Source organism: Stenotrophomonas sp. MH181796, from assembly GCF_009659995.1.
GTDB lineage: Bacteria > Pseudomonadota > Gammaproteobacteria > Xanthomonadales > Xanthomonadaceae > Stenotrophomonas > Stenotrophomonas riyadhensis.
In genome coordinates, this window is the sequence record NZ_RAHU01000005.1 from 259,561 (window position 1) to 277,781 (window position 18,221).

Consider the following 18,221-nt stretch of genomic DNA (forward strand, 5'->3'; position numbering starts at 1 on the left):
GGTCATTCCGGCACACGCACCATCTTCGTCATCAGGTGTTCCACCACACCCGCCGGGTCTGCCGTGCGACCGACATGCGTGCTCGACATCTGCACGACCGAGCTGCGCTTGGCGGTGAGGAAATGGAAGCGCGCGCGCGCCGGCAGCTGCGCGATCGGCCCGGCGCTGGCATCACCGCGGCAGATTGCCACGATCGCATCCAGCCACGGTTGCAACGCGTCCTGGTCCAGCGCCGGCGCGAACGCGTGCAGGCGTGCCGGATCGATTTCGATGGCCGCCTCCAGATGACGCGCGCCCGGGCAGGAGACGATCACCCCGACATTGATGAACTCTTCGCGTTCCACCCGCGGTACCACGCGGATGACTGCATAGTCATACGTGTGCAGCGTGGGCACGGATGGCCTCCTGCACGAACACCGCACGAACCTTCAGGCGGTGCTTGAGATAATCGATGTAGCCTTGGCGATAGGCCTGCGGGCTGTCGAATGCCGGCTCGTTGACCAGCCAGCTGTCCGGCACCAGGCCGACGATCCGCTCGATCTCGGCATCGGTCAGGCGGGCGGCCAGTTCGGCATCCACCTCGGCGATGCGGCTGGCGAACGACAGCAGCACATGGTCACGGATCAGTATGAAGGGCTTCTCGCAGGCATCTCCGGCGTTGGCCCAGTCGTGATGGAAGTACATCGCCGCGCCGTGATCGATCAGGTACAGCCTGCGGTGCCACACCATCAGATTGGGATTGCGCGTGGTGCGATCGACATTACTGGTGAATGCATCGAACCAGACGATGCGCGAGGCCAGGTCGGCGTCCACCGGCATTGCTGCCGGGTCGTAGTTGATCGCACCGGGCAGGTAGTCCAGGCCCAGGTTCAGGCCTTCGCTGGCGCGGATCAGTTCCTGGATTTCCGGGTCCGGCTCGGTGCGGGCGAACTCGCGGTCCAGTTCGACGAACAGGATTTCCGGAATCGGCAGGCCCAGCGCACGTGCCATTTCGCCGGCAATCAGCTCGGCGATCAGTGCCTTCGGGCCCTGGCCGGCGCCACGGAACTTCAGCACGGCCATGCCGTCGTCATCGGTCTCGACCACGGCGGGCAGAGAGCCACCTTCCCGCAAGGGGGTGATGTAGCGGAGGGCATGTACGGTGCGCATGGGCGCATTCTAGCGTGGCGCCGGGGCAGGCGTGCCTCAGCAGAGCGGGGCGCCAGCTTAATGAACGGGTACCACGCGAACCACCTTTTACAGGTCGCCCGCAATCTTCACTTGTTCCTTCCGCGCAGAGTGGCAGCATTCGTTCCAACGGAGCAACACACCCGCGTGTGACCTTCAACAGGAGGCCCTCATGCCGCTACAGTGCAGCTGTCACGCTTCACCGTGTATGCAACGCAACGCGTGGTGTTGACCTTGACCTGACACGGTCACGCCATCGGTACGGATGGCCGTCCCCCGCAGTCCCAGACACCTTTCACCCATCGCGCCCCGGTGTTGCCCGGTTGGTCCTGCGATCCAGGGACTTGCGCCCCAAGAGAGATCCCTGCGTTGCCGTCGACGCTGGCAACGTGGGGCCGCCGAATCCACGCTATCCCCACAGGCTTTGGAGGTGCACCGATGAGCGACGAATTCAATCCCATGCTGCCCCCACTGGACGATGCCAAGGCCGAGGAAATGATCGGCAAGGTCGTGCTGGTCGGTGTCACCCGCTATGGTGGCGACGGCCAGGTGCAGGGTCTGGAGCAGTACGCGGGCACCGTGCTGCGCATCAGTGCCGACGAAGGCGTGGTACTGGCCGACGAAGGCGATGGTCATGAGCGTTACCTGCCGCCCATGCTCGACCAGTACCAGCGGGCCGAGCCCGGCGAGTACCGCATGCGCAACAGTGGCATGATCGTGGTCGACCCCGATTACCTGACGGCCTGGGACCTGCACGCCCAGCAGTGATGACAGACCACGTCTGGCAGGGGCCGGCCCATCGCCGGCCTCTCCGCGTGCGTCCCACTTTGCCCCATCCGGCCACTAGTCCTTCCGGCCCATTCCCGTTGCCTCCTGCGGTGCTAGATTCGGGCCCTTGCCCGTCCTCGGGCGCCCATTCACACCCCAGGGGATAAGGATGCTGATCCGTCGAACCTCTCTGGCGGCGGCTGTTGCCGTTGCCACCGTCGGCCTGCTGGCCGCTGGCCCGGCCTTCGCTGATTACGCGAAGCCGCCGGAACACCTGCTCAAGGTGCTGAAGGCACCGCCGCCGCCGGCACCGAACGTGGCCCCGGGCGGCCAACGCCTGCTGCTGACCACCGCGCAGACCTACCCGTCGATCAGCCGCGTGGCCCAGCCCTACCTGAAGCTGGCCGGTGTGCGCCTGGAGCCGAAGAACCGCAGCCGCCATGACACCCCCGGTGGCTATGGCATTCCGGCCTGCGTGGCCGACTTCACCCTGGTTGATATCGGCAGCGGCAAGGAAACCAAGGTCAACCTGCCGCAGGGCTGCGCCACCGGCGCGCTGTGGTCGGCCGACGGCAGCCATTTCGCCTTCCAGAACGCGGTCGATACCAGCGTGCAGCTGTGGGTCGGCGATGCCGCCACCGGCCAGGTGAAGCAGGTGCCGAACGTGCAGCTGAACCCGATCTTCGGCAACACCGTGCAGTGGCTGGGCGGCAGCCACAACCTGCTGGTGAAACTGGTGCCGGCCAACCAGGGCCCGGCGCCGTCCAATGGTGGTGTGCCGACCGGTCCGGATGCGCAGGAGTCGCTGGGCAGCAGCGGCGAAAGCAGCACCTACGAGGCCCGCGACACGCTGACCAGCGTGCATGACGAAAAGCTGTTCGCCTACTACGGTGCCTCGCAGCTGGCCGTGGTCGATACCGCCGCGGGCAGCGTGCGCCCGGTGGGGCAGCCGGCGCTGTTCAACGAGGTCAGCGCCGCGCCCGATGGCGTGCATGTGCTGACCGAGTCGATCAAGGCACCGTACTCGCATGCCGTGACCTACCAGCGCTTCGCCAATGATGTGGCGGTGCTGGATATCAGCAACGGCCGCAGCACACCGATCGCCAGCCTGCCGCTGGCCGACCGCGTGCCGGTGCACGGCGTGCCGGAAGGCCCGCGCGGTTTCGACTGGCGTGCCACCGATCCGGCCACCCTGGTCTATGCCGAAGCGCTGGACAAGGGCGACTGGAAGGTCAGCGTGCCGCATCGCGATCGCGTGCTGATGCTGAAGGCACCGTTCAACGGCAAGCCGACCGAAATCACGCGCACCGCGCAGCGTTTTGAGGGCTTCGCGTGGACCGCCGATCCGGCCGTGGCCTTCCAGTACGAGAACGACGAGAACCGTCATTGGATGCAGACCCGCGTCGTCGACGTGGACCAGCCGAAGAAGGAAGGTCGCCTGCTGTGGGACATGTCCAGCGATGAGCTGTACGGCAACCCCGGCAACCTGGTCTTCACGCGTTTGCCGAATGGCGCGCAGGTCGTGCGCCAGGACGGCAACCATGTGTTCCTCAGCGGCCGTGGCGCCTCACCGCAGGGCGACCGCCCGTTCCTGGACCGCCTGGACCTGGGCACGCTGAAGAGCGAGCGTCTGTTCCGCAGCAGTGCCGATGCCTACGAACAGTTCCTCGGTTTCAGCAACACGCCGGGCCGCTACCTGACCTGGCACCAGTCGGTGATCGATCCGCCGAACGCCTTCATCCGTCAGCAGGGTGAGTCAGTGGCCGATGCGAAGGCCGGCGAGGCGCAGTTCGCGTCGACCACGACCGCGCTGACCAAACTGGTCGACCCGACCCCGGAAGTGCGCCAGATCAAGAAGCAGTTGGTGACCTACAAACGTGCCGACGGCGTGGACCTGTCGTTCACCCTGTACACGCCGCCGGGCTACAAGGAAGGCCAGCGCGTGCCGGCGATCCTGTACGCCTACCCGGCCGACTTCGCCAACGCCGCGCAGGCGGGGCAGGTGTCCGGTTCGCAGCAGACCTTCACCCGTCTGCAGCCGTACCGCCTGATGCTGCTGGCCGGCTACGCGATCATCGACAACGCCTCGTTCCCGATCGTGGGTGACCCGAAGAACGCCTACGACACCTACCTGGAGCAGCTGGAAGCCGACGCCAAGGCGGCCGTGGACAAGGCCGTGGACATGGGCGTGGTCGACCGCAACCGCATTGGCGTGACCGGTCACAGCCACGGCGGCCTGATGACCGCCAACCTGATCGCGCACACCAACCTGTTCAAGGCCGGCGTGGCGACCAGCGGTTCGTACAACAAGACCTTCACCCCGTTCGGCTTCCAGAACGAGCGTCGCTCGGTGTGGCAGGCGCAGGACGTGTACCTGAAGGCCTCGCCGTTCTTCTACGCCGACAAGATCAAGCTGCCGCTGCTGCTGGTCCATGGTGAGGACGACGCCAACCCGGGCACCGAGCCGTTCCAGTCACGCAAGCTGTACCAGGCCATTCGTGGCAACGGCGGCACCACCCGCCTGGTGATGCTGCCGAACGAACCGCACTGGTACACCGCGCTGGAGTCCAACGAGCAGCTGGTGTCGGAGATGCTTAACTGGTTCGACACCTACGTGAAGAACGCAAAGTAAGGGCACAGGAAGGCCGCCTCAGGGCGGCCTTCCTGCATCCTGTAGAGCCGAGCCCGTGCTCGGTTGCTTGTTTGCCTGTAAACAGATTGAAGTGCTCTGCAATCAACTGTGGAGACTCGGTAACGACGTGTTACCGGCACATTCGCAGGCCATGAAAATGGTCTAGTCTGATCGTGTAAGTCCGTCCCGGGTCGATGCAATGAAAGCCATCCTTCTTGCTGCAGCGTTGTCGTTGGTCCTGGTCTCAACTGCAAGTGCTCAGCCGCTGCCTGCCGAGCTGGCGCAGCTGGGGATCATCGCCGGCATGCCTTACGCCAAGGCCAAGCGCCTGCTGGACGCCGCCGGCTGGCAGGCGAAGCCGGCGCAGGGCGCGCCGGAGTCACTGGAAGGCTTTCCCGAAGTCGGATGCCAGAAAGGCGGAAAGCAGTGCGCAACGACGTTTGAAAAGGGCGAACAGCAGGTCGCGGTGCGGCTGGGCACTACCCTGGCAGGGCAGCCGTTCGTGCAGGGCGCTGACTGAGCGTCTGCCGCACTCACGCCAGCGGTAAACGGTCCTGCGCGTGCGCCAAACGATCATGCAGCTCGCGCACGTGCTCGGCCTTGGCATTCACCTGGGTGGCATCACCGAAGCTGCGCAGATAGGCGCAGGCCGCGAAGCCGGCGCTCTTCTTTTCGTACTCGGCAATCCAGGCCAGTCGATCCGGGTTGTTGGCCTGTTCGGCTGACCACGCGGCCACCGGCGGGCGGATGCGGTACTTCAGGCCCACGCGCCACGGCTTCGGGGTCAGTCGCGCACGGAAGCAGTGCTGCAGCCGGCACATGCGTGCGTACAGGGGGTCGGTGCCCAGTGCCTTGAAGAACGCCTGCAGCTGCTCGTCCTCGGGCGAGAACGTGGCATGCATGGCGAGCACGCGCAGGCCAGCCGGCGTGCGGTAGGTGCGCAGGTGCCACTCCGGATGCTGTTCGCTGAAGGCCGCGACCCGCTGCAGGGCCACGCCTTCGGCGCCGCCGGCTGCGGCCAGGCGGCGCTTGCGCTGCATCAGCATCGCGGTGTTCACCAGCACCACGGCCGCCACACCCAATACCAGTCCCACCAGCCAGTGCCACAGCAGGGTGCCGATGATGGCGCCAGCGAACAGCAGCACCGCGGCGATGAGAGCGGGCATCACGCAACCCGCGGGTGGTTGCGCATGGTCGATGTCGGCAAACAGTACGTCCGGTGTGTTCAGGCACAGCGCCCCGTAGCTGTTGCGGGTGATGATGACATCGCCGTCGCGCCGTACGATCTGCTCGCGGATCGGCACCCCCTCCACGCCGTAGTTGCTGCGCACTTCGCGGCGCGGCAGCGCCTGCCCTGCAAGGATGGCGTTGAGCGCTTCGTTGGCACGGCGGTCGGCGTGCGCCTGAGCTTCGGCAGGGCTTTCGTCGGACCAGCCGAAGCGGCGCACGACCACCGGCCGGCCGCGGAAGCGGGCCTGCAGACGGGCTTCGGCCCAGTACGCGGGAACGATCATCATCGTGCGGTGCTCCATCTTCCATGGCAGGTGCCGAAGCGAGTCTGGCACAGCGGCGGGGCGCCCGCATCCGACTGCTGCGGCGGGCTGGGGGGAGTGATAGATTGCGCGCTTCGCATGCACTCCACCAAGGACGGAGCGATGTCCACGATCCTGCGCGGCCTGTTGGCCCTGGCCTGTGCCGGGGCGGTGGGTGTGGCCACGGCGGCGGTACCGGCAGGGCCGCAGATCCTCACCGAGGATGTCAGTCGTTTCTATGCACTTTATGACAGCGCCGGCGGCAAGCCCAATGTTGCGCAGCTGCGTGGATACCTGGCCGAAGGGTCGGCTGGCCTGGCTGAGTTGGCCAAGGCGCGCCGGGTCACGCCCGAACGCATTGCCGAGTCCATCGCCAGCCAGCCCGAGCTGTATGCTCAGGGACGAAACTGCCTGGCCGAACTGCCCGCGGTGAAACAACGCCTGACGCAGGTGTTTTCCAACCTGCAGGCGATCTACCCGCAGACCCGGTTCCCGCCGGTGACCATCGCGGTGGGCCGCGGCCGGCCGGTCGGGCTGACCTCGAAAAGCGGCGTGATCATCGGCCTGGAAGCGCTGTGCGCGGCCGACTTCATGAATCCCAATGTGCAGGACCGCTTCGTGCACGTGATCGCACACGAGTACGTGCACATCCAGCAGACCGGCCTGATCGACTTCGAGCCGGGAGATCCGCGGGCAACAGTGCTGCGCGTGTCGCTGGGCGAAGGCATCGCCGAGTTCATCACCGAACTGATTTCCGGCAACGTCGGCAATGGGCGACATGCGGCGTGGACGCGCGGCAGGGAAGTGCATATCGAGAGCGCATTCGCACTGGATCTGGACAGCACCGATCTGTCGCCGTGGCTGTACAACTACAAGCCCGGTTCGCAGGAACCCTATGATCTGGGCTACTGGGTGGGCTACCGCATCGCCAAGGCCTATTACCTGCAGGCCAAGGACAAGCGTGACGCAGTGCGCGCGCTGATCCAGCAGGACAACCCGAAGACGATCCTGGCCGCCAGCGGCTGGACGCCGGGTATGTGGATGCCGGCCAAGGTGACCGGTGTGGCGGCGCGGTCGGCGGCACGCTGAGCGCGGGGCCGCGCGCTAGACTGGCCCGGACATCCAAGGGAGAGACCCGATGCGTTCCGTGTCCGGCGGCCTGGCCGCGGTTGCCCTCGGTATCGCGCTGAGCGCCCAAGGGGTAGCGGCCGATACGCCCGCGATCAACCCGTTGCTGGTGGAGCCTGTCGAAAGCCTGCGCCCGGACGAAGTGCGCTTCATGCAGCAGCGCCTGGCCGATTGGCCGGAACTGCAGCATTACCGCGACGCCAACGCACGACTGCCTGCCGCCGTACCGGGGCAACCACGCGTCGTGCTCTTCGGTGACTCGATCACCGAAGGCTGGGGCAGGGAAGGCAGTTCGGCGTTCTTCCCCGGCAAGGGCTGGCTCAACCGCGGCATCAGCGGTCAGACCACGGCGCAGATGCTGGTGCGGTTCCCGCAGGACGTGCTGGCACTGAAGCCGCAGGTGGTGGTGATCCTGGCCGGCACCAACGACATTGCCGGCAACACTGGCCCCTCCACACAGTCGATGATCGAAGACAACCTGCACGCGATGGTGGACCTGGCCCGCGCACATGGCATTCGTGTGGTGCTGGCATCGGTGCTGCCGGTCAGCGATTACCCGTGGCTGACGGGCACAATGCCTGCGCCCAAGGTGCGTGCATTGAACACGGCATTGAAGCGCTATGCCGATGCGAAGCAGCTGGTCTATCTGGACTACTACACGCCGATGGCCAATGCGGTCGGAGGCCTCGACCCGCAGTTGGCCGACGACGGCGTGCATCCCACGGCGAAGGGCTATGCGGTGATGGCGCCGCTGGCCGAGGCGGCGGTCAAGCGCGCGCTGCAGCAGAAGTAGCGTCAGCGGGCAGGCTCGCCAGCAGCCAGTCACAGAAGCTGATCACCAGCGGATCGGCTGTGCTGTCCTCGTGTATCAGCCAGCTCCAGCGCGGACCGCGCACGCGTGCCTCATCCAGGGCTTGCAGCAGGCCTTGTTCGCAGGCGCGTGCGGCCAGCAGCTCGCTGACCAGCGCGATACCGAGCCCTTCGCACGCGGCATCCAGCAGTTGCCCGGGCTCGGAGAAATTCATGCCCTCGCGGCGCTGGCCGACATCGGCGCCCCCCTGTACCTGCCACTGGCTCCAGTCGATTTCGCGCTCGCCATGCAGGGTCAGGCGTTCTTGTACCGGTGTGGCGAGCAGCGCCGGATGGCAGGCTGGATAGAGACGGTCCTGCAGCAGTACGCGATGCTGGCACTGCGCCTGTGAGTCGAGGTCGTCACGCACCGCCACGTCCAGCGTCTGCGTGGTCATGTCCGGTGCATCCTCGCTGGTCAGCAGCCACAGGTCGGCGCCGGGGTGCAGGCGATGGAACCCGGCCAGGCGCGGCACCAGCCAATGGCGAGCAAAGGCCGGGCTGGTGTTGACGATCAGTTGATTCGGCTTGCGGTACTGATCGAGCCGGCGGATGCCGCTGGCCAGCTGCCGCAGCAGGGACTGGGTGGTTTCCAGCAGGTCGATGCCGGCGTCGGTGAGGGTCACGCTGCGGCCTTGCCGGAAGAACAGTGGTTGTTGCAGCGATGCCTCCAGGCCCCGGATCTGCTGGCTGATGGCCGACTGGGTCAGGTGCAGTTCCTCAGCCGCACGGTGGAAGCTGCCGAGCCGGGCGGCAGCCTCGAAACCCCGCAGGGCGTTCAGCGGTGGCCAGTGCTTGAGCATTCTGATAAGTAAAACTGTTCAATTGTTGGCTGAATCTATCGTTTGTTCTTATGTGTCGGCAAGGGCAGCATAGCGCCCATCCCGCACCGGCCCTGGAGCCCGTCATGAGCAACCGTCGTCACTTCCTCACCCAACTGGCGGGCGCCGCCGGCCTTGGCGGCCTGGCCGCTCTGGGCCTGGCCGGGCTGCCGGGTCGCGTATCCGCAGCAGGGCCAGGTGCGGGGACTTGGCGCATGCCGGACGAGCACGGGCCGCAGGAACGCGTGTTCCTGGCCTTCGCCGCGCAACCGAGGGTGTGGGGCGCGCAGGCCGATGCGGTGAACACCACCGTGGCGCGGCTGGCCCGCACCATCGCACGCCACCAGCCGGTCAGCGTGCTGTGCCGCCCTGCACAGCTCAAGCAGGCGCAGGACCGCTGCGGCCGCGACAACATCGAGTTCCTGGACGTGCCCTTGGATGACATCTGGGTGCGCGATTACGGTGGTTGCTTCGTCACCAATGACCGGGGCGGGCTGGGCCTGGTCGACTTCAACTTCAACGGCTGGGGCGGCAAGCAGAGCGCGCGCAACGATGGCGCGGTGGCGCCGTGGCTGGCACAGGTGACCGGTGCGACGCTGCTGGAAAGCGATCTGGTGGGCGAGGGCGGTGGCATCGAAGTCGACGGCCACGGCACGGCCATCCTCACCGAAAGCTGCTGGGTCAACCGCAACCGCAATCCGGACTGGTCGCGCGCGGATATCGAGGCCGAGCTGAAGCACCACCTCGGCCTGCGCAAGGTGATCTGGATGCCCGGTATCGCCGGCAAGGACATCACCGATGCACACGTGGATTTCTATGCGCGCTTCGTACGCCCGGGCGTGGTGATCGCCAATCTGGACAACGATCCGGAGTCCTACGATTACGACCTGACCCGCGAGCATCTGCAGATCCTGCGCGGGGCCACCGATGCCGACGGCCGTCGCCTGCAGGTGCATACGCTGCCGCCGCCGCTGGACGGACGCGACAACGTGCATACCCGCGACAACGACGATCTGGCGATGGGCTACATCAACTACCTGCCGATCAACGGCGCGGTGGTCGCACCGCAGTTCGGAGACGACGAAGCCGATGGATTCTGCCGTGAACTACTGGAAGACATGTATCCCGGCCGCGTGATCGAACAGGTGGATATCGATGCCATCGCCGGTGGCGGTGGCGGCATCCATTGCGTGACCAAGAACATGCCGAAGGTGGGCTGACGCGCCTCAGGCATCGTCCTGCTTCAATGCGGCATCGGCCGCCAGCAGCGCCTCGGCGGCCACACTGAGCGGCGGCGACGGCGGGGCGACCACGCCGATCGCTTCCATCATCTTCGGCATGCCCAGGAACTGCCGCGCACGGCGGTCGTAGATGCCGGTGACCAGCAGCGCGCGCGTGGCGATCTTCTGTTCGGCGCCGATCAGTACGCGCTGCTCCATGATGCCGCGCGAACCGACCCAGCCGACCAGCCGCGTTTCCAGGGTGAAGCGCTGGAATGGCTTGAGTTCGCGGCGGAACTGGATGGTGCCGGCACCGACGATCGGTGCCCACTTCTCGCGTAGCGCCACCCGGCCCAGGCCCATGCGCAGGATCAGGTCCAGCCGGCCCAGGTCGAAGATGTTCCAGTAGCGGCCGTTGGTCATGTGCAGGTTGCTGTCCAGGTCATTGGGCAGTACCCGGAACTGCAGCCGCGAGACCCCGAACGGCGCCTCCAGCTTGGGCCGGAACAGGCTGCACAGCAGCAGATGGAGCAGGCGGAACCAGAGATTCATGGTTATGACGACTGTTATAGAATCGCCGGTACGCTAATCTATGACGACTGTCCTGGCAAGGAGCCTGCCGTGAGCCCGCGCCCCTCTGATGCGCCACAACGCGTGATTGATGCTGCGGCACAGATGCTGGCGCGTGTGGGCCTCAATGCCACCAGCATCCGTGAGGTGACCAAGCTGGCCGAGGCGCCGCTGGGTTCCACCTACCACCACTTTCCCGGCGGCAAGCAGGAGCTGCTGGCGCGTGCCACCCATATGGCCGGCGACAAGATCGAAGCGCTGCTGGTGGAGCTGCTGAAGGGCGGCGCAGTGCAGGGTCTGCAGCAGTTCCTGGCGATGTGGCGCGAGCGCCTGCTGCGCACCGATTTCCGCGCTGGCTGCCCGGTGCTGGCCGCTGCGGTTGAGGAGCCGGTGGAGGCCATGCCCAGCCAGCCGCGTGCCGCTGCTGCCGAAGTGTTCGCGCGCTGGCAGGGCCACCTGGCGGCGGCGTTCGTCGCCGAAGGTCACAACCCGGCCGCGGCGGCCGGACTGGCCAGCCTGGTGATTGCCAGCGTGGAAGGTGCGGTGGCGATGTGCCGCGCGCTGCAGGACATCGGCCCGTTCGACCAGGTGGCCGCGCAGTTGCTGAAAGCCGCTGCGCCGCCTTGATCCGGCTGCACGGTCGCGGGAGACTCGGCGCAGGCCCTGACTGGACGCCGCCATGGACGAATCGCACTGCCGCTACCTGATCGAGCACTACCTGCTGGCCTACAACCGCTTCGACATCGATGCCATGCTGGCGGTGCTGGCGCACAACGTGCGCTTCGAAAACCATAGCGGTGGCCAGCTGACGATGGTCACCGAAGGCATCGATGCCTTCGGCGAACTGGCGCGGCAATCGGCCCAGATGTTCCACGAGCGCGAGCAGCGGTTGCTTGAGCTGACGTTCGAGGATGATGTGGCGCTGGCCAGCATCGGCTGGCGTGGCGTGTTCGCGCAGGACATTCCAGATGGTCCGGGCGCGGGCACGGAACTGGCCCTGCAGGGACGCAGCGAGTTCGCTTTTGAGGACGGTCGCATCGTGCGGATCATCGACCGCAGCTGAGGAACGGCCGCCCAGGTCCGCCGTCTGGACAGCGGACCTGCCCGCGGTAGAATCCGCCCACCACCGCTTACGCGTGCCCGGCAAGGATGTCCGCATGCAGTATCAGGTTTTCGAGCTTCCACGCTGCACGATCCGCGGCATCCGTTGGCGCCGATGAAACGCACCCGTTTCTTTTCACGCAGCCCGTTGAAGTTGCCGATGAACCGCGGCAGTGAAGTCGTGCGCGCGCGGCAGCATCTGCAGCAACGCGGCTGGCCGCGCCTGCAGATGGCATTGATCGTGGCCCTGACCGGTGCGGCCGGTTTCCTTGCCTCGCATCTGCTGCGTCTGGCCGGTATCGACGCAATGCTGCTTCGCTACCCGATGGCCGTGCTGTTGGCCTATGGCGTGTTCCTGCTGCTGATGTGGATCTGGATCCGCTGGCGCTGGGACAACGTGCTGGATGGCCTGTCGCCGGATGTGGGTAGTGGCAGCCCATCGCCTCGCGGAAGTGCCGTGGAAGCACCGTGGAACGGCATCGGTGGCCGTTCCGGAGGTGGCGGCGCGTCAGCTTCGTGGAATGAGTCGGCGCGGGTCAGCGGCGGCGATGCCGGTGAGCTGCCGTTGACCGGCCTGGCCGAAGACGAAGCGGGCCTGCCGTTGCTGGCGATCCTCGGCATCGTCGCGCTGGTGGCGACCGTCCTGCTGGCCAGCGTGTGGGTGGTGTGGGCGGCGCCGGTGCTGATGGCCGAGCTGCTGGTGGACGCCGCCATCGCCGGTGGCCTGTACCGGCGCATGCAGGGCATGCAGGAGCAGGGATGGTGGCGGGTATGCGTGACGCACACGATCTGGCCGCTGCTCGGCCTGCTGCTGTTCTTCGCTGTGCTGGGTTGGCTTGCGCAGGCGCTGGCGCCAGGAGCGACCCACCTGCTGCAGGTCATTCAAGCGCTGTAGCGCCACGTTCCCGGCCGATATCCCAACCTGCTTCATTTCTTCGAGGAGCTTCATGCGACAGCGCATTGCACGGAAGCGCATCCTGACGACAGCGGTCGTCCTGTTCGTGGCTGCTGGCGCAGCGCTGATGGCCAGCGTGCGCCCACAGTGGCGGCAGGATGTCAGCCCGCCTCCGATCAACCTGGGAACGGCACGGATGCAGGCCGAGGTGATGGCAGAGCTCATCGACCTGCGACCGACACCGCCAGGAAAGCCGCCGGTACCGCCGATTCCAATGAAGGCAGTCTCCTCCGCGATGCTGACCGGCAACAGTGGGTTCGCGATCGCGGAGGTGCCACTGGCAGATGTCGCGCCAGCACACTTCGAGCCGCGCGACCGGGAGCCCGACATGCCATTCGCTGTGATGGAATGGACTGCGCCTGCCTGCGGTGAAGGAGACCCCGCCCCGGTCTGCCAGGTTCGTCACAACGTCGTCGAGTGGCGCGATGATGACAGTGCGGCGTCCTTTCAACTTCAGCAGCATCTGGAGGCGATGCTGCAGGTTGCGAACCGCCGGGCTGTACGCGTACCCGACCTCGCGTTTGAGCTTGCGCATGTGCGAGCGCAACGGATGACGTGGGACGAGCTTCAGCAACGGCGCGCACGCGGCGTCGAGGGATGCACGGATGGCCCGGGCAAGCCGGATCTGGGCGTCGTCTATCTGCAGCGTCCTGTGTTCAGCCTGGACGGGAACTGGGCAATGGCATCGGTTGCCTCGGATCTGTGCAGTGGAGGAACGGCGATGCGCGTCCTCTACCTTCTGCACCGCAGCAAGGACGGATGGGAGCGTGTTCGAGTGGAGCCTGTCCGCTACATGAGCTTTGGCCACGGCCTGTGGCCCGCGTTGCCGGAGTCGTGATGACAGATTCCTCGTTCAAGCCAGACCGTGACTGCCAACAGCGGATCGCCTGGCGGCGCATTGCATCGTTGGCGGCGGCGCTGTCGGCTTTGGCTCTCATGGCCGGAATCTGCAGCCTGCGCCCGAGGTGGCAGCAGGAAATCGGTCCGCCGCCGGTCAACCTGGGAACCGCGCAGATGCAGGCTGAGGCGATGGCGCTGGTGATTCGGCAGGGTCCTCCATTCCGTCTTCCAGCCCCGCCAGTGCCGCAGCCGACGCCGGTTCTGCCATTGCCGTCGAGCGGCGTGCCCACCGCACCGCAGACGCCGTCCGCCCCCGCCGATCGATGGCGCCCGCAGGAGCAGCCGCAGTTGACCGACCCGGTGGGGCAGGACATCTACGTGATGGAGCAGACGTTGCCCTATTGCTGGCCGGGCAGCAGTGCCTCCACCTGCCAGGAGGTGGATGATCTGGTCCTGCCGCTGGACGACCGGTGGCCGCCGCAGATCCACGCGCTGCGGTTGCAGCTGCAGGCGGATCTGGTTCCTGCCAATCGCCGTCCCGCGCCAGTACCCGCAGCCGCATTGGCCGGTGCGCAGCGGATGGATGCCGAAGGTCTTCGAGCGCTGCGGGAGCGCGGGTGCGCATCAACGGCGCAGCAGCCGTCCCATCCGTATGATCAGTTCGTCCATCTGACCTGGCCCGTTTTCAGCGGCGATGGGCGGTGGGCCATGATCGCCGTCGCCTGGGATTCGTGCTCCGTCGATTTCGTCTACCGGGAGCTGGTCGTACTGCATCGGGAACAGGGACGCTGGATGAGCGAACCCCCGGAACGAGGTCTGGGCGGCGTATGGGATGGCCGCGTACTGCGGCCCTGGAAGTACGCCCATTGACGAGAGGGGCAGAGGGCGCCGGATCACACCCGGCGCCGCCTGCGGTCATCAGTCAAAGCGCAAGCGCACGCCTGCATAGACGCCACGACCTTCGCCCGGCGTCGAGCGGGCGACATCCTTGCCGGCATCGTCGTAGCCCGGTGTGACCGTGGCGGCGTAGCGGCGGTTGCCGATGTTGCGCATCTCCGCCCAGGCCTGCCAGCGGCCACCGGGTGCGTCGTAGCCGATGCGGCTGCCGAAGATCACACGGCTGTCGGCCCAGTAGCTGTTGGCGTAGTCGACGGCGATGCGCGAGGCGTATTCGGTATTGAGCGCAGCGTACAGGCCGGAGGCGTGATCGAAGCGCAGCTCGGCCTGGTAGGCGTGGCGCGGCAGGCCGGGCAGGCGGTTGCTGCCGAAACGCGCATCGTGGCGATAGCGGAAGTCGCTGAAGGTGTACGCCTGGCGCAAGGACAGGCGGCCCGGTGCTGCCTGCCACAGCGTGCTGTCCAATCCGGCTTCGATGCCGCGGTGCACGGTGGGGCTGGCGTTGTTCTCGGCGATGAACAGGTTCGGCACCGGCTGCAGCTCGACGCTCAGCAGTTCGTGGTTCACGTGTGCGTAGTAACCGGTCAGTTCCCAGCGGCCCAGCGCCGCGTCACCGCGCGCGCCCAGTTCCAGCGTGGTGGCGGTCTGGTTCTGCATCGGTACCGGCGCGCGCTGGCGGCCGGTGGACGGGCCATTGCCCGGCCCGAAGTACTGGTTGGAACCCCAGATCATCGACCACGGATGCGGTGCTTCCACTGAGCGGCTGAGGTTGCCGAACCACTGGGTCTGCGCGCTGTGCTGCCAGGTGAAGCCCAGTCGGGGCGCGTAGTCCCAGTCGCGGTCGCGCAGGCGGCCGCCGCTGCTCGGCCAGGTCACCTGCACATCGCGGCGGGTGTTGATCAGTGCCAGCCCGGTCTGCATGCGCAGGCGATCGTTCAAGGTGAGGGTATTGCCGACGTGCAGCGTGCTGTCGGTGCCGTGGTGGCGGAAGTCACGCGTGCGCGTACCGGCGGCGTAGCCGTTGCTGGCAAAGCGCAGCGACTCGCGCACATCGGCGTCCAGATCGTGGGTGACGCGAAGGCCGACCGTGGTTTCGCTGTCCAGGCCGAACAGCCGGTGGCGATGGCGGTAGTCCAGCGTGGCGTTGAGGTTGGCGTAGTCCAACTGCTGGCGGTACAGGCTCTCGTTCAAGTCCATCGGGTACGTGTGGTAGACCAGCCCGGCCTGCAGCGAGGAATCCTCATCGATCTGCAGCGTGGTGACGTTGCCCAGCCACGTGCTGCCCGGCTGCGGGCGACGCGCATCGATGGCCAGATTGGCCGGGTTGACCGCATGCGGGTCGTTGCGGATCTGGTCGCGGGTCAGGCGACCGGGTGTTTCGTGATTGGTTTCGCGGTAGCGCACGAAGAAGCGCGTCTGCAGGTCGGGGGTGATCTGCCAGCCGATGTTGGCCATCGCGCCCTTGCCATCGCCGCGCGCATGGCGCTGGTAACCGTCGAATTCGGTATCGGTGTAGGCCAGGAAGTAGTCGACATCACCACTGACGCCGCCCCAGCTGATGCCGCGCTTCTGGTAGCCACGGCTGCCGGCTTCGTAGTGCAGCTGTACGCCCGCCGAATCACGACTGCTGCGGCTGACGTAGTCGATGGCACCGCCCAGCGCCAGCGCGCCGCGCTCGAAGCCGTTGGCGCCGCGCAGTACTTCCACGCGGGACAGCCACAGAGGTTCCAGCAGCTCGTAGGGCGTGCCGCCCGGGCCGGTCAGTGGCAGGCCGTCGATCGACACCGCAATACCCGAGGCATGCGCGCCGGGGCCCCGGTTGATGCCCGAGCCACGGATCGAAATCTTGGTGCCCTCATTACCCGGCGACTGCGCGCTGATGCCCGGTTGGTAGGCCAGCACATCGGCACTGCTGGACAGTCGGCTGTCGGCCTTGGCCACGTCGATGACGTTGCTCGCGCCGGGTACGCGCTTCAGCGCCTCGCGCGCCTGGGCGCTGGCATCGGCAGCAGCGGTGACCTGCACGGCATCCAGCGTGGTGGCCTGCGGCGCAGCAGCGGCGGTGGTGGAGAGGCCAAGGGAAACGGCCAGGAACAACAGCGACGGGGTGGGGCGGTACGACGAGAGCGACATGCGGAAATGCTGTAAACCACAAAAGTGGCGCGCAAGTTAACAGGTCGGCGGCCCCGCGTCACCCACCGCTCGCGTATGGGTGACGTGGCATCCATGTAGAGTCGAGCCATGCTCGACTGCTTTTCTCTACGGAGCAGGCTTCGCCAGCGCCTTGGCCTTTGCATACAGCCGATCAGCCGTTTCCTTCTCACCCAGCGCCGCATGGCACTCGGCCAGGCTGTCCCAGGCATTGGCCGAATCCGGATACAGCTCGGTGTTGAGCGTGAACACCTTCACCGCCTTGCGTGCACCGAGACTTTCGCGGATGGCATACCCATCGGAATTGATCGCGCCTTCCAGCTCGCTGGCAGCAACCTTGTTGCTGTCGCGCAGCCAGCGATGCACTGCTTCGGCCGCGCCGGCGCTGTCATCCAGCGCATACGCGATCAGTCGCTCGGACAGCACCGCATGCGGAAACTCCTCCGGCGCGGCCACCGCCATCGTGCTCTCGACCAGCGTGCTCGACCAGACATTGCGGGCGCTGCCGTTGGTCAGGTACACGAACACCCAGTAGCCGCTGGCCAGGGTGCCCTTGTAGGCCAGCCGCGCACGTACACGGGTGCCGCCATCGTGGCCGACCTGGGTGTAGCCGTCGCTGCGGGTGGTGTCCCAGCCCGTGGAGAAGAAATTGCTGCCGCCGCCGGCCAGTTTCTGCGGCTGCCAGAGTTTTTCCAGGGTCGCCGTGCGCAGCAGCTTGCCGGTCGCCAGCGCCTGCAGGAAACGGTTCATGTCACCCACGGTGGTCTGCAGATCGGCATGGCCCCAACCGTAGTCCGGCCAGGGGTCTTCGTTCGCTGGCTGCAGCTGGCCGTCCTTGCCGATGTACGGCACCGCTGCGCGCTGCACCGGCACGTTGGCTGCTCCCCATGAAGTGCGGGTCATCTTCAGCGGCTGCAGGATGCGTTCGCGCGCGATGGCCGGGTAGGGCTTGCGGTAATGTGCTTCCAGCAACGCCGTCAGTACCAGGTAGTTGGCCTGCGTGTACTGCACGCGGCTGCCGGTGGCGAACTGCATCGGCGCCGCCGCAGCCACCTTCAGCGCAGCTGCAAGGTCGGGCGCCACACCGGGGTAGCCCTTGCTCACCCAGCGGTTGTCCACCCGGTCGTAGTACTCGCCGATACCGGAACTGTGGTTGATGAAATCGCGTATGCGGATTGCCTGCCAAGCAGCCGGAAGGTCCGGAACATAACGGCTGGCCGGCGCGTCCAGATCCACCTTGCCCTGGTCGACCAGCTGCATCACCAGTGTGCTGGTCAGCAGCTTGGCCATCGATTGCGCGGCGAAGATGGTATCGACAGTGGCAGGCGCATGGGCAGCGGGATCGCGTTCGCCGCTGGCGCCCTGATAAAGCACCTGGCCATTGTGTGCGACCAGTACCGCCTGGCTGGCGATGCCGTAGCGCTCGCGGTTGGCCTGCAGTTGGGTGTCGAGCTGATTGGAAAGATCGCCAGGGGACTCACGCGCGGAAGCGATCGGAACGGCGAAGAGGGCACAGAGCAATGCGGCAGCAAGGGTGCGGTACATCGCGGTGATCCGTCGGCGGTGATGGCGCATGTTGGTCACGGCGGG

Annotated in this window: 18 protein-coding genes; 11 read left to right on the top strand and 7 right to left on the bottom strand. The window is 66.4% G+C overall.

Annotated features, from left to right (window positions below; all coding sequences use genetic code 11):
• Positions 1-2: 2 nt before the first annotated feature.
• Together D5301_RS14150 and D5301_RS14155 are read right to left on the bottom strand one after the other, a co-directional pair.
• Positions 3-395, bottom strand: coding sequence for a DUF3037 domain-containing protein (locus D5301_RS14150; RefSeq protein WP_005417377.1), 393 nt, complete (start codon positions 393-395; stop codon positions 3-5).
• Positions 373-1,149, bottom strand: coding sequence for a HipA family kinase (locus D5301_RS14155; RefSeq protein ID WP_153856005.1), 777 nt, complete (start codon positions 1,147-1,149; stop codon positions 373-375). The genes D5301_RS14150 and D5301_RS14155 overlap by 23 nt, the downstream gene beginning before the upstream one ends.
• A 456-nt stretch (positions 1,150-1,605) precedes the next feature.
• Here D5301_RS14155 and D5301_RS14160 point away from each other — a divergent pair, with 456 nt between their 5' ends.
• The 3 genes from D5301_RS14160 to D5301_RS14170 all read left to right on the top strand — a co-directional run bounded on the left by D5301_RS14160 (position 1,606) and on the right by D5301_RS14170 (position 5,087).
• A complete protein-coding gene (locus D5301_RS14160; protein WP_153856006.1) occupies positions 1,606-1,935 on the top strand; it encodes a hypothetical protein in 330 nt (109 codons plus the stop codon).
• A gap of 169 nt (positions 1,936-2,104) precedes the next feature.
• Positions 2,105-4,567 carry a prolyl oligopeptidase family serine peptidase gene (locus D5301_RS14165; RefSeq protein ID WP_153856007.1) on the top strand — a complete coding sequence of 821 codons (2,463 nt, stop codon included), beginning with the start codon at positions 2,105-2,107 and terminating at the stop codon, positions 4,565-4,567.
• Positions 4,568-4,766: 199 nt separating this feature from the next.
• Positions 4,767-5,087 (top strand): hypothetical protein, encoded by a 321-nt coding sequence (locus D5301_RS14170; RefSeq protein ID WP_110712790.1) that lies wholly within the window; start codon positions 4,767-4,769, stop codon positions 5,085-5,087.
• 13 nt (positions 5,088-5,100) lie between these two features.
• Here the strand turns inward: D5301_RS14170 and D5301_RS14175 are convergent, their stop codons facing one another.
• Positions 5,101-6,084: a hypothetical protein gene (locus D5301_RS14175; protein ID WP_153856008.1), complete on the bottom strand. Its 984-nt coding sequence runs from the start codon at positions 6,082-6,084 to the stop codon at positions 5,101-5,103.
• A 138-nt stretch (positions 6,085-6,222) separates the two neighbouring features.
• On the opposite strand from D5301_RS14175, the gene D5301_RS14180 reads away from it, so the two are divergent.
• Complete coding sequence (locus tag D5301_RS14180) at positions 6,223-7,188, top strand: DUF2268 domain-containing putative Zn-dependent protease (RefSeq protein ID WP_153856009.1); 966 nt, start codon at positions 6,223-6,225, stop codon at positions 7,186-7,188.
• Positions 7,189-7,237: 49 nt separating this feature from the next.
• On the top strand, positions 7,238-8,020 hold the full coding sequence (locus D5301_RS14185) for an SGNH/GDSL hydrolase family protein (protein ID WP_153856010.1): 783 nt from the start codon (positions 7,238-7,240) through the stop codon (positions 8,018-8,020).
• On the opposite strand, the gene D5301_RS14190 is transcribed toward D5301_RS14185, so the two are convergent.
• Complete coding sequence (locus D5301_RS14190; protein ID WP_153856011.1) at positions 7,995-8,879, bottom strand: LysR family transcriptional regulator; 885 nt, start codon at positions 8,877-8,879, stop codon at positions 7,995-7,997. The two genes, D5301_RS14185 and D5301_RS14190, sit on opposite strands and share 26 nt — an antisense overlap.
• Positions 8,880-8,983: 104 nt before the next feature.
• Here D5301_RS14190 and D5301_RS14195 point away from each other — a divergent pair, with 104 nt between their 5' ends.
• Positions 8,984-10,117, top strand: coding sequence for an agmatine deiminase family protein (locus tag D5301_RS14195; RefSeq protein WP_153856012.1), 1,134 nt, complete (start codon positions 8,984-8,986; stop codon positions 10,115-10,117).
• 6 nt (positions 10,118-10,123) lie between these two features.
• On the opposite strand, the gene D5301_RS14200 is transcribed toward D5301_RS14195, so the two are convergent.
• The gene (locus D5301_RS14200) at positions 10,124-10,669 is read right to left on the bottom strand and encodes a thioesterase family protein (RefSeq protein WP_153856013.1); all 546 of its coding nucleotides are present in this window, start codon (positions 10,667-10,669) and stop codon (positions 10,124-10,126) included.
• Positions 10,670-10,738: 69 nt separating this feature from the next.
• On the opposite strand from D5301_RS14200, the gene D5301_RS14205 reads away from it, so the two are divergent.
• The 5 genes from D5301_RS14205 to D5301_RS14225 all read left to right on the top strand — a co-directional run bounded on the left by D5301_RS14205 (position 10,739) and on the right by D5301_RS14225 (position 14,453).
• Positions 10,739-11,314 (top strand): TetR/AcrR family transcriptional regulator, encoded by a 576-nt coding sequence (locus D5301_RS14205; protein WP_110712785.1) that lies wholly within the window; start codon positions 10,739-10,741, stop codon positions 11,312-11,314.
• A gap of 52 nt (positions 11,315-11,366) precedes the next feature.
• Positions 11,367-11,750, top strand: coding sequence for a nuclear transport factor 2 family protein (locus D5301_RS14210; protein WP_153856014.1), 384 nt, complete (start codon positions 11,367-11,369; stop codon positions 11,748-11,750).
• A gap of 153 nt (positions 11,751-11,903) precedes the next feature.
• Positions 11,904-12,683 carry a hypothetical protein gene (locus D5301_RS14215; protein WP_153856015.1) on the top strand — a complete coding sequence of 260 codons (780 nt, stop codon included), beginning with the start codon at positions 11,904-11,906 and terminating at the stop codon, positions 12,681-12,683.
• 52 nt (positions 12,684-12,735) lie between these two features.
• Positions 12,736-13,581: an energy transducer TonB gene (locus tag D5301_RS14220; RefSeq protein WP_153856016.1), complete on the top strand. Its 846-nt coding sequence runs from the start codon at positions 12,736-12,738 to the stop codon at positions 13,579-13,581.
• Positions 13,557-14,453: a hypothetical protein gene (locus tag D5301_RS14225; RefSeq protein WP_153856017.1), complete on the top strand. Its 897-nt coding sequence runs from the start codon at positions 13,557-13,559 to the stop codon at positions 14,451-14,453. Before D5301_RS14220 ends, D5301_RS14225 begins: the two co-directional genes overlap by 25 nt.
• A gap of 48 nt (positions 14,454-14,501) precedes the next feature.
• Here the strand turns inward: D5301_RS14225 and D5301_RS14230 are convergent, their stop codons facing one another.
• Both D5301_RS14230 and D5301_RS14235 read right to left on the bottom strand, forming a co-directional pair.
• Complete coding sequence (locus tag D5301_RS14230) at positions 14,502-16,613, bottom strand: TonB-dependent receptor (RefSeq protein ID WP_153856018.1); 2,112 nt, start codon at positions 16,611-16,613, stop codon at positions 14,502-14,504.
• A 126-nt stretch (positions 16,614-16,739) separates the two neighbouring features.
• Positions 16,740-18,176 (bottom strand): serine hydrolase domain-containing protein, encoded by a 1,437-nt coding sequence (locus D5301_RS14235; RefSeq protein ID WP_153856145.1) that lies wholly within the window; start codon positions 18,174-18,176, stop codon positions 16,740-16,742.
• Between the last annotated feature and the right edge of the window lie 45 nt (positions 18,177-18,221).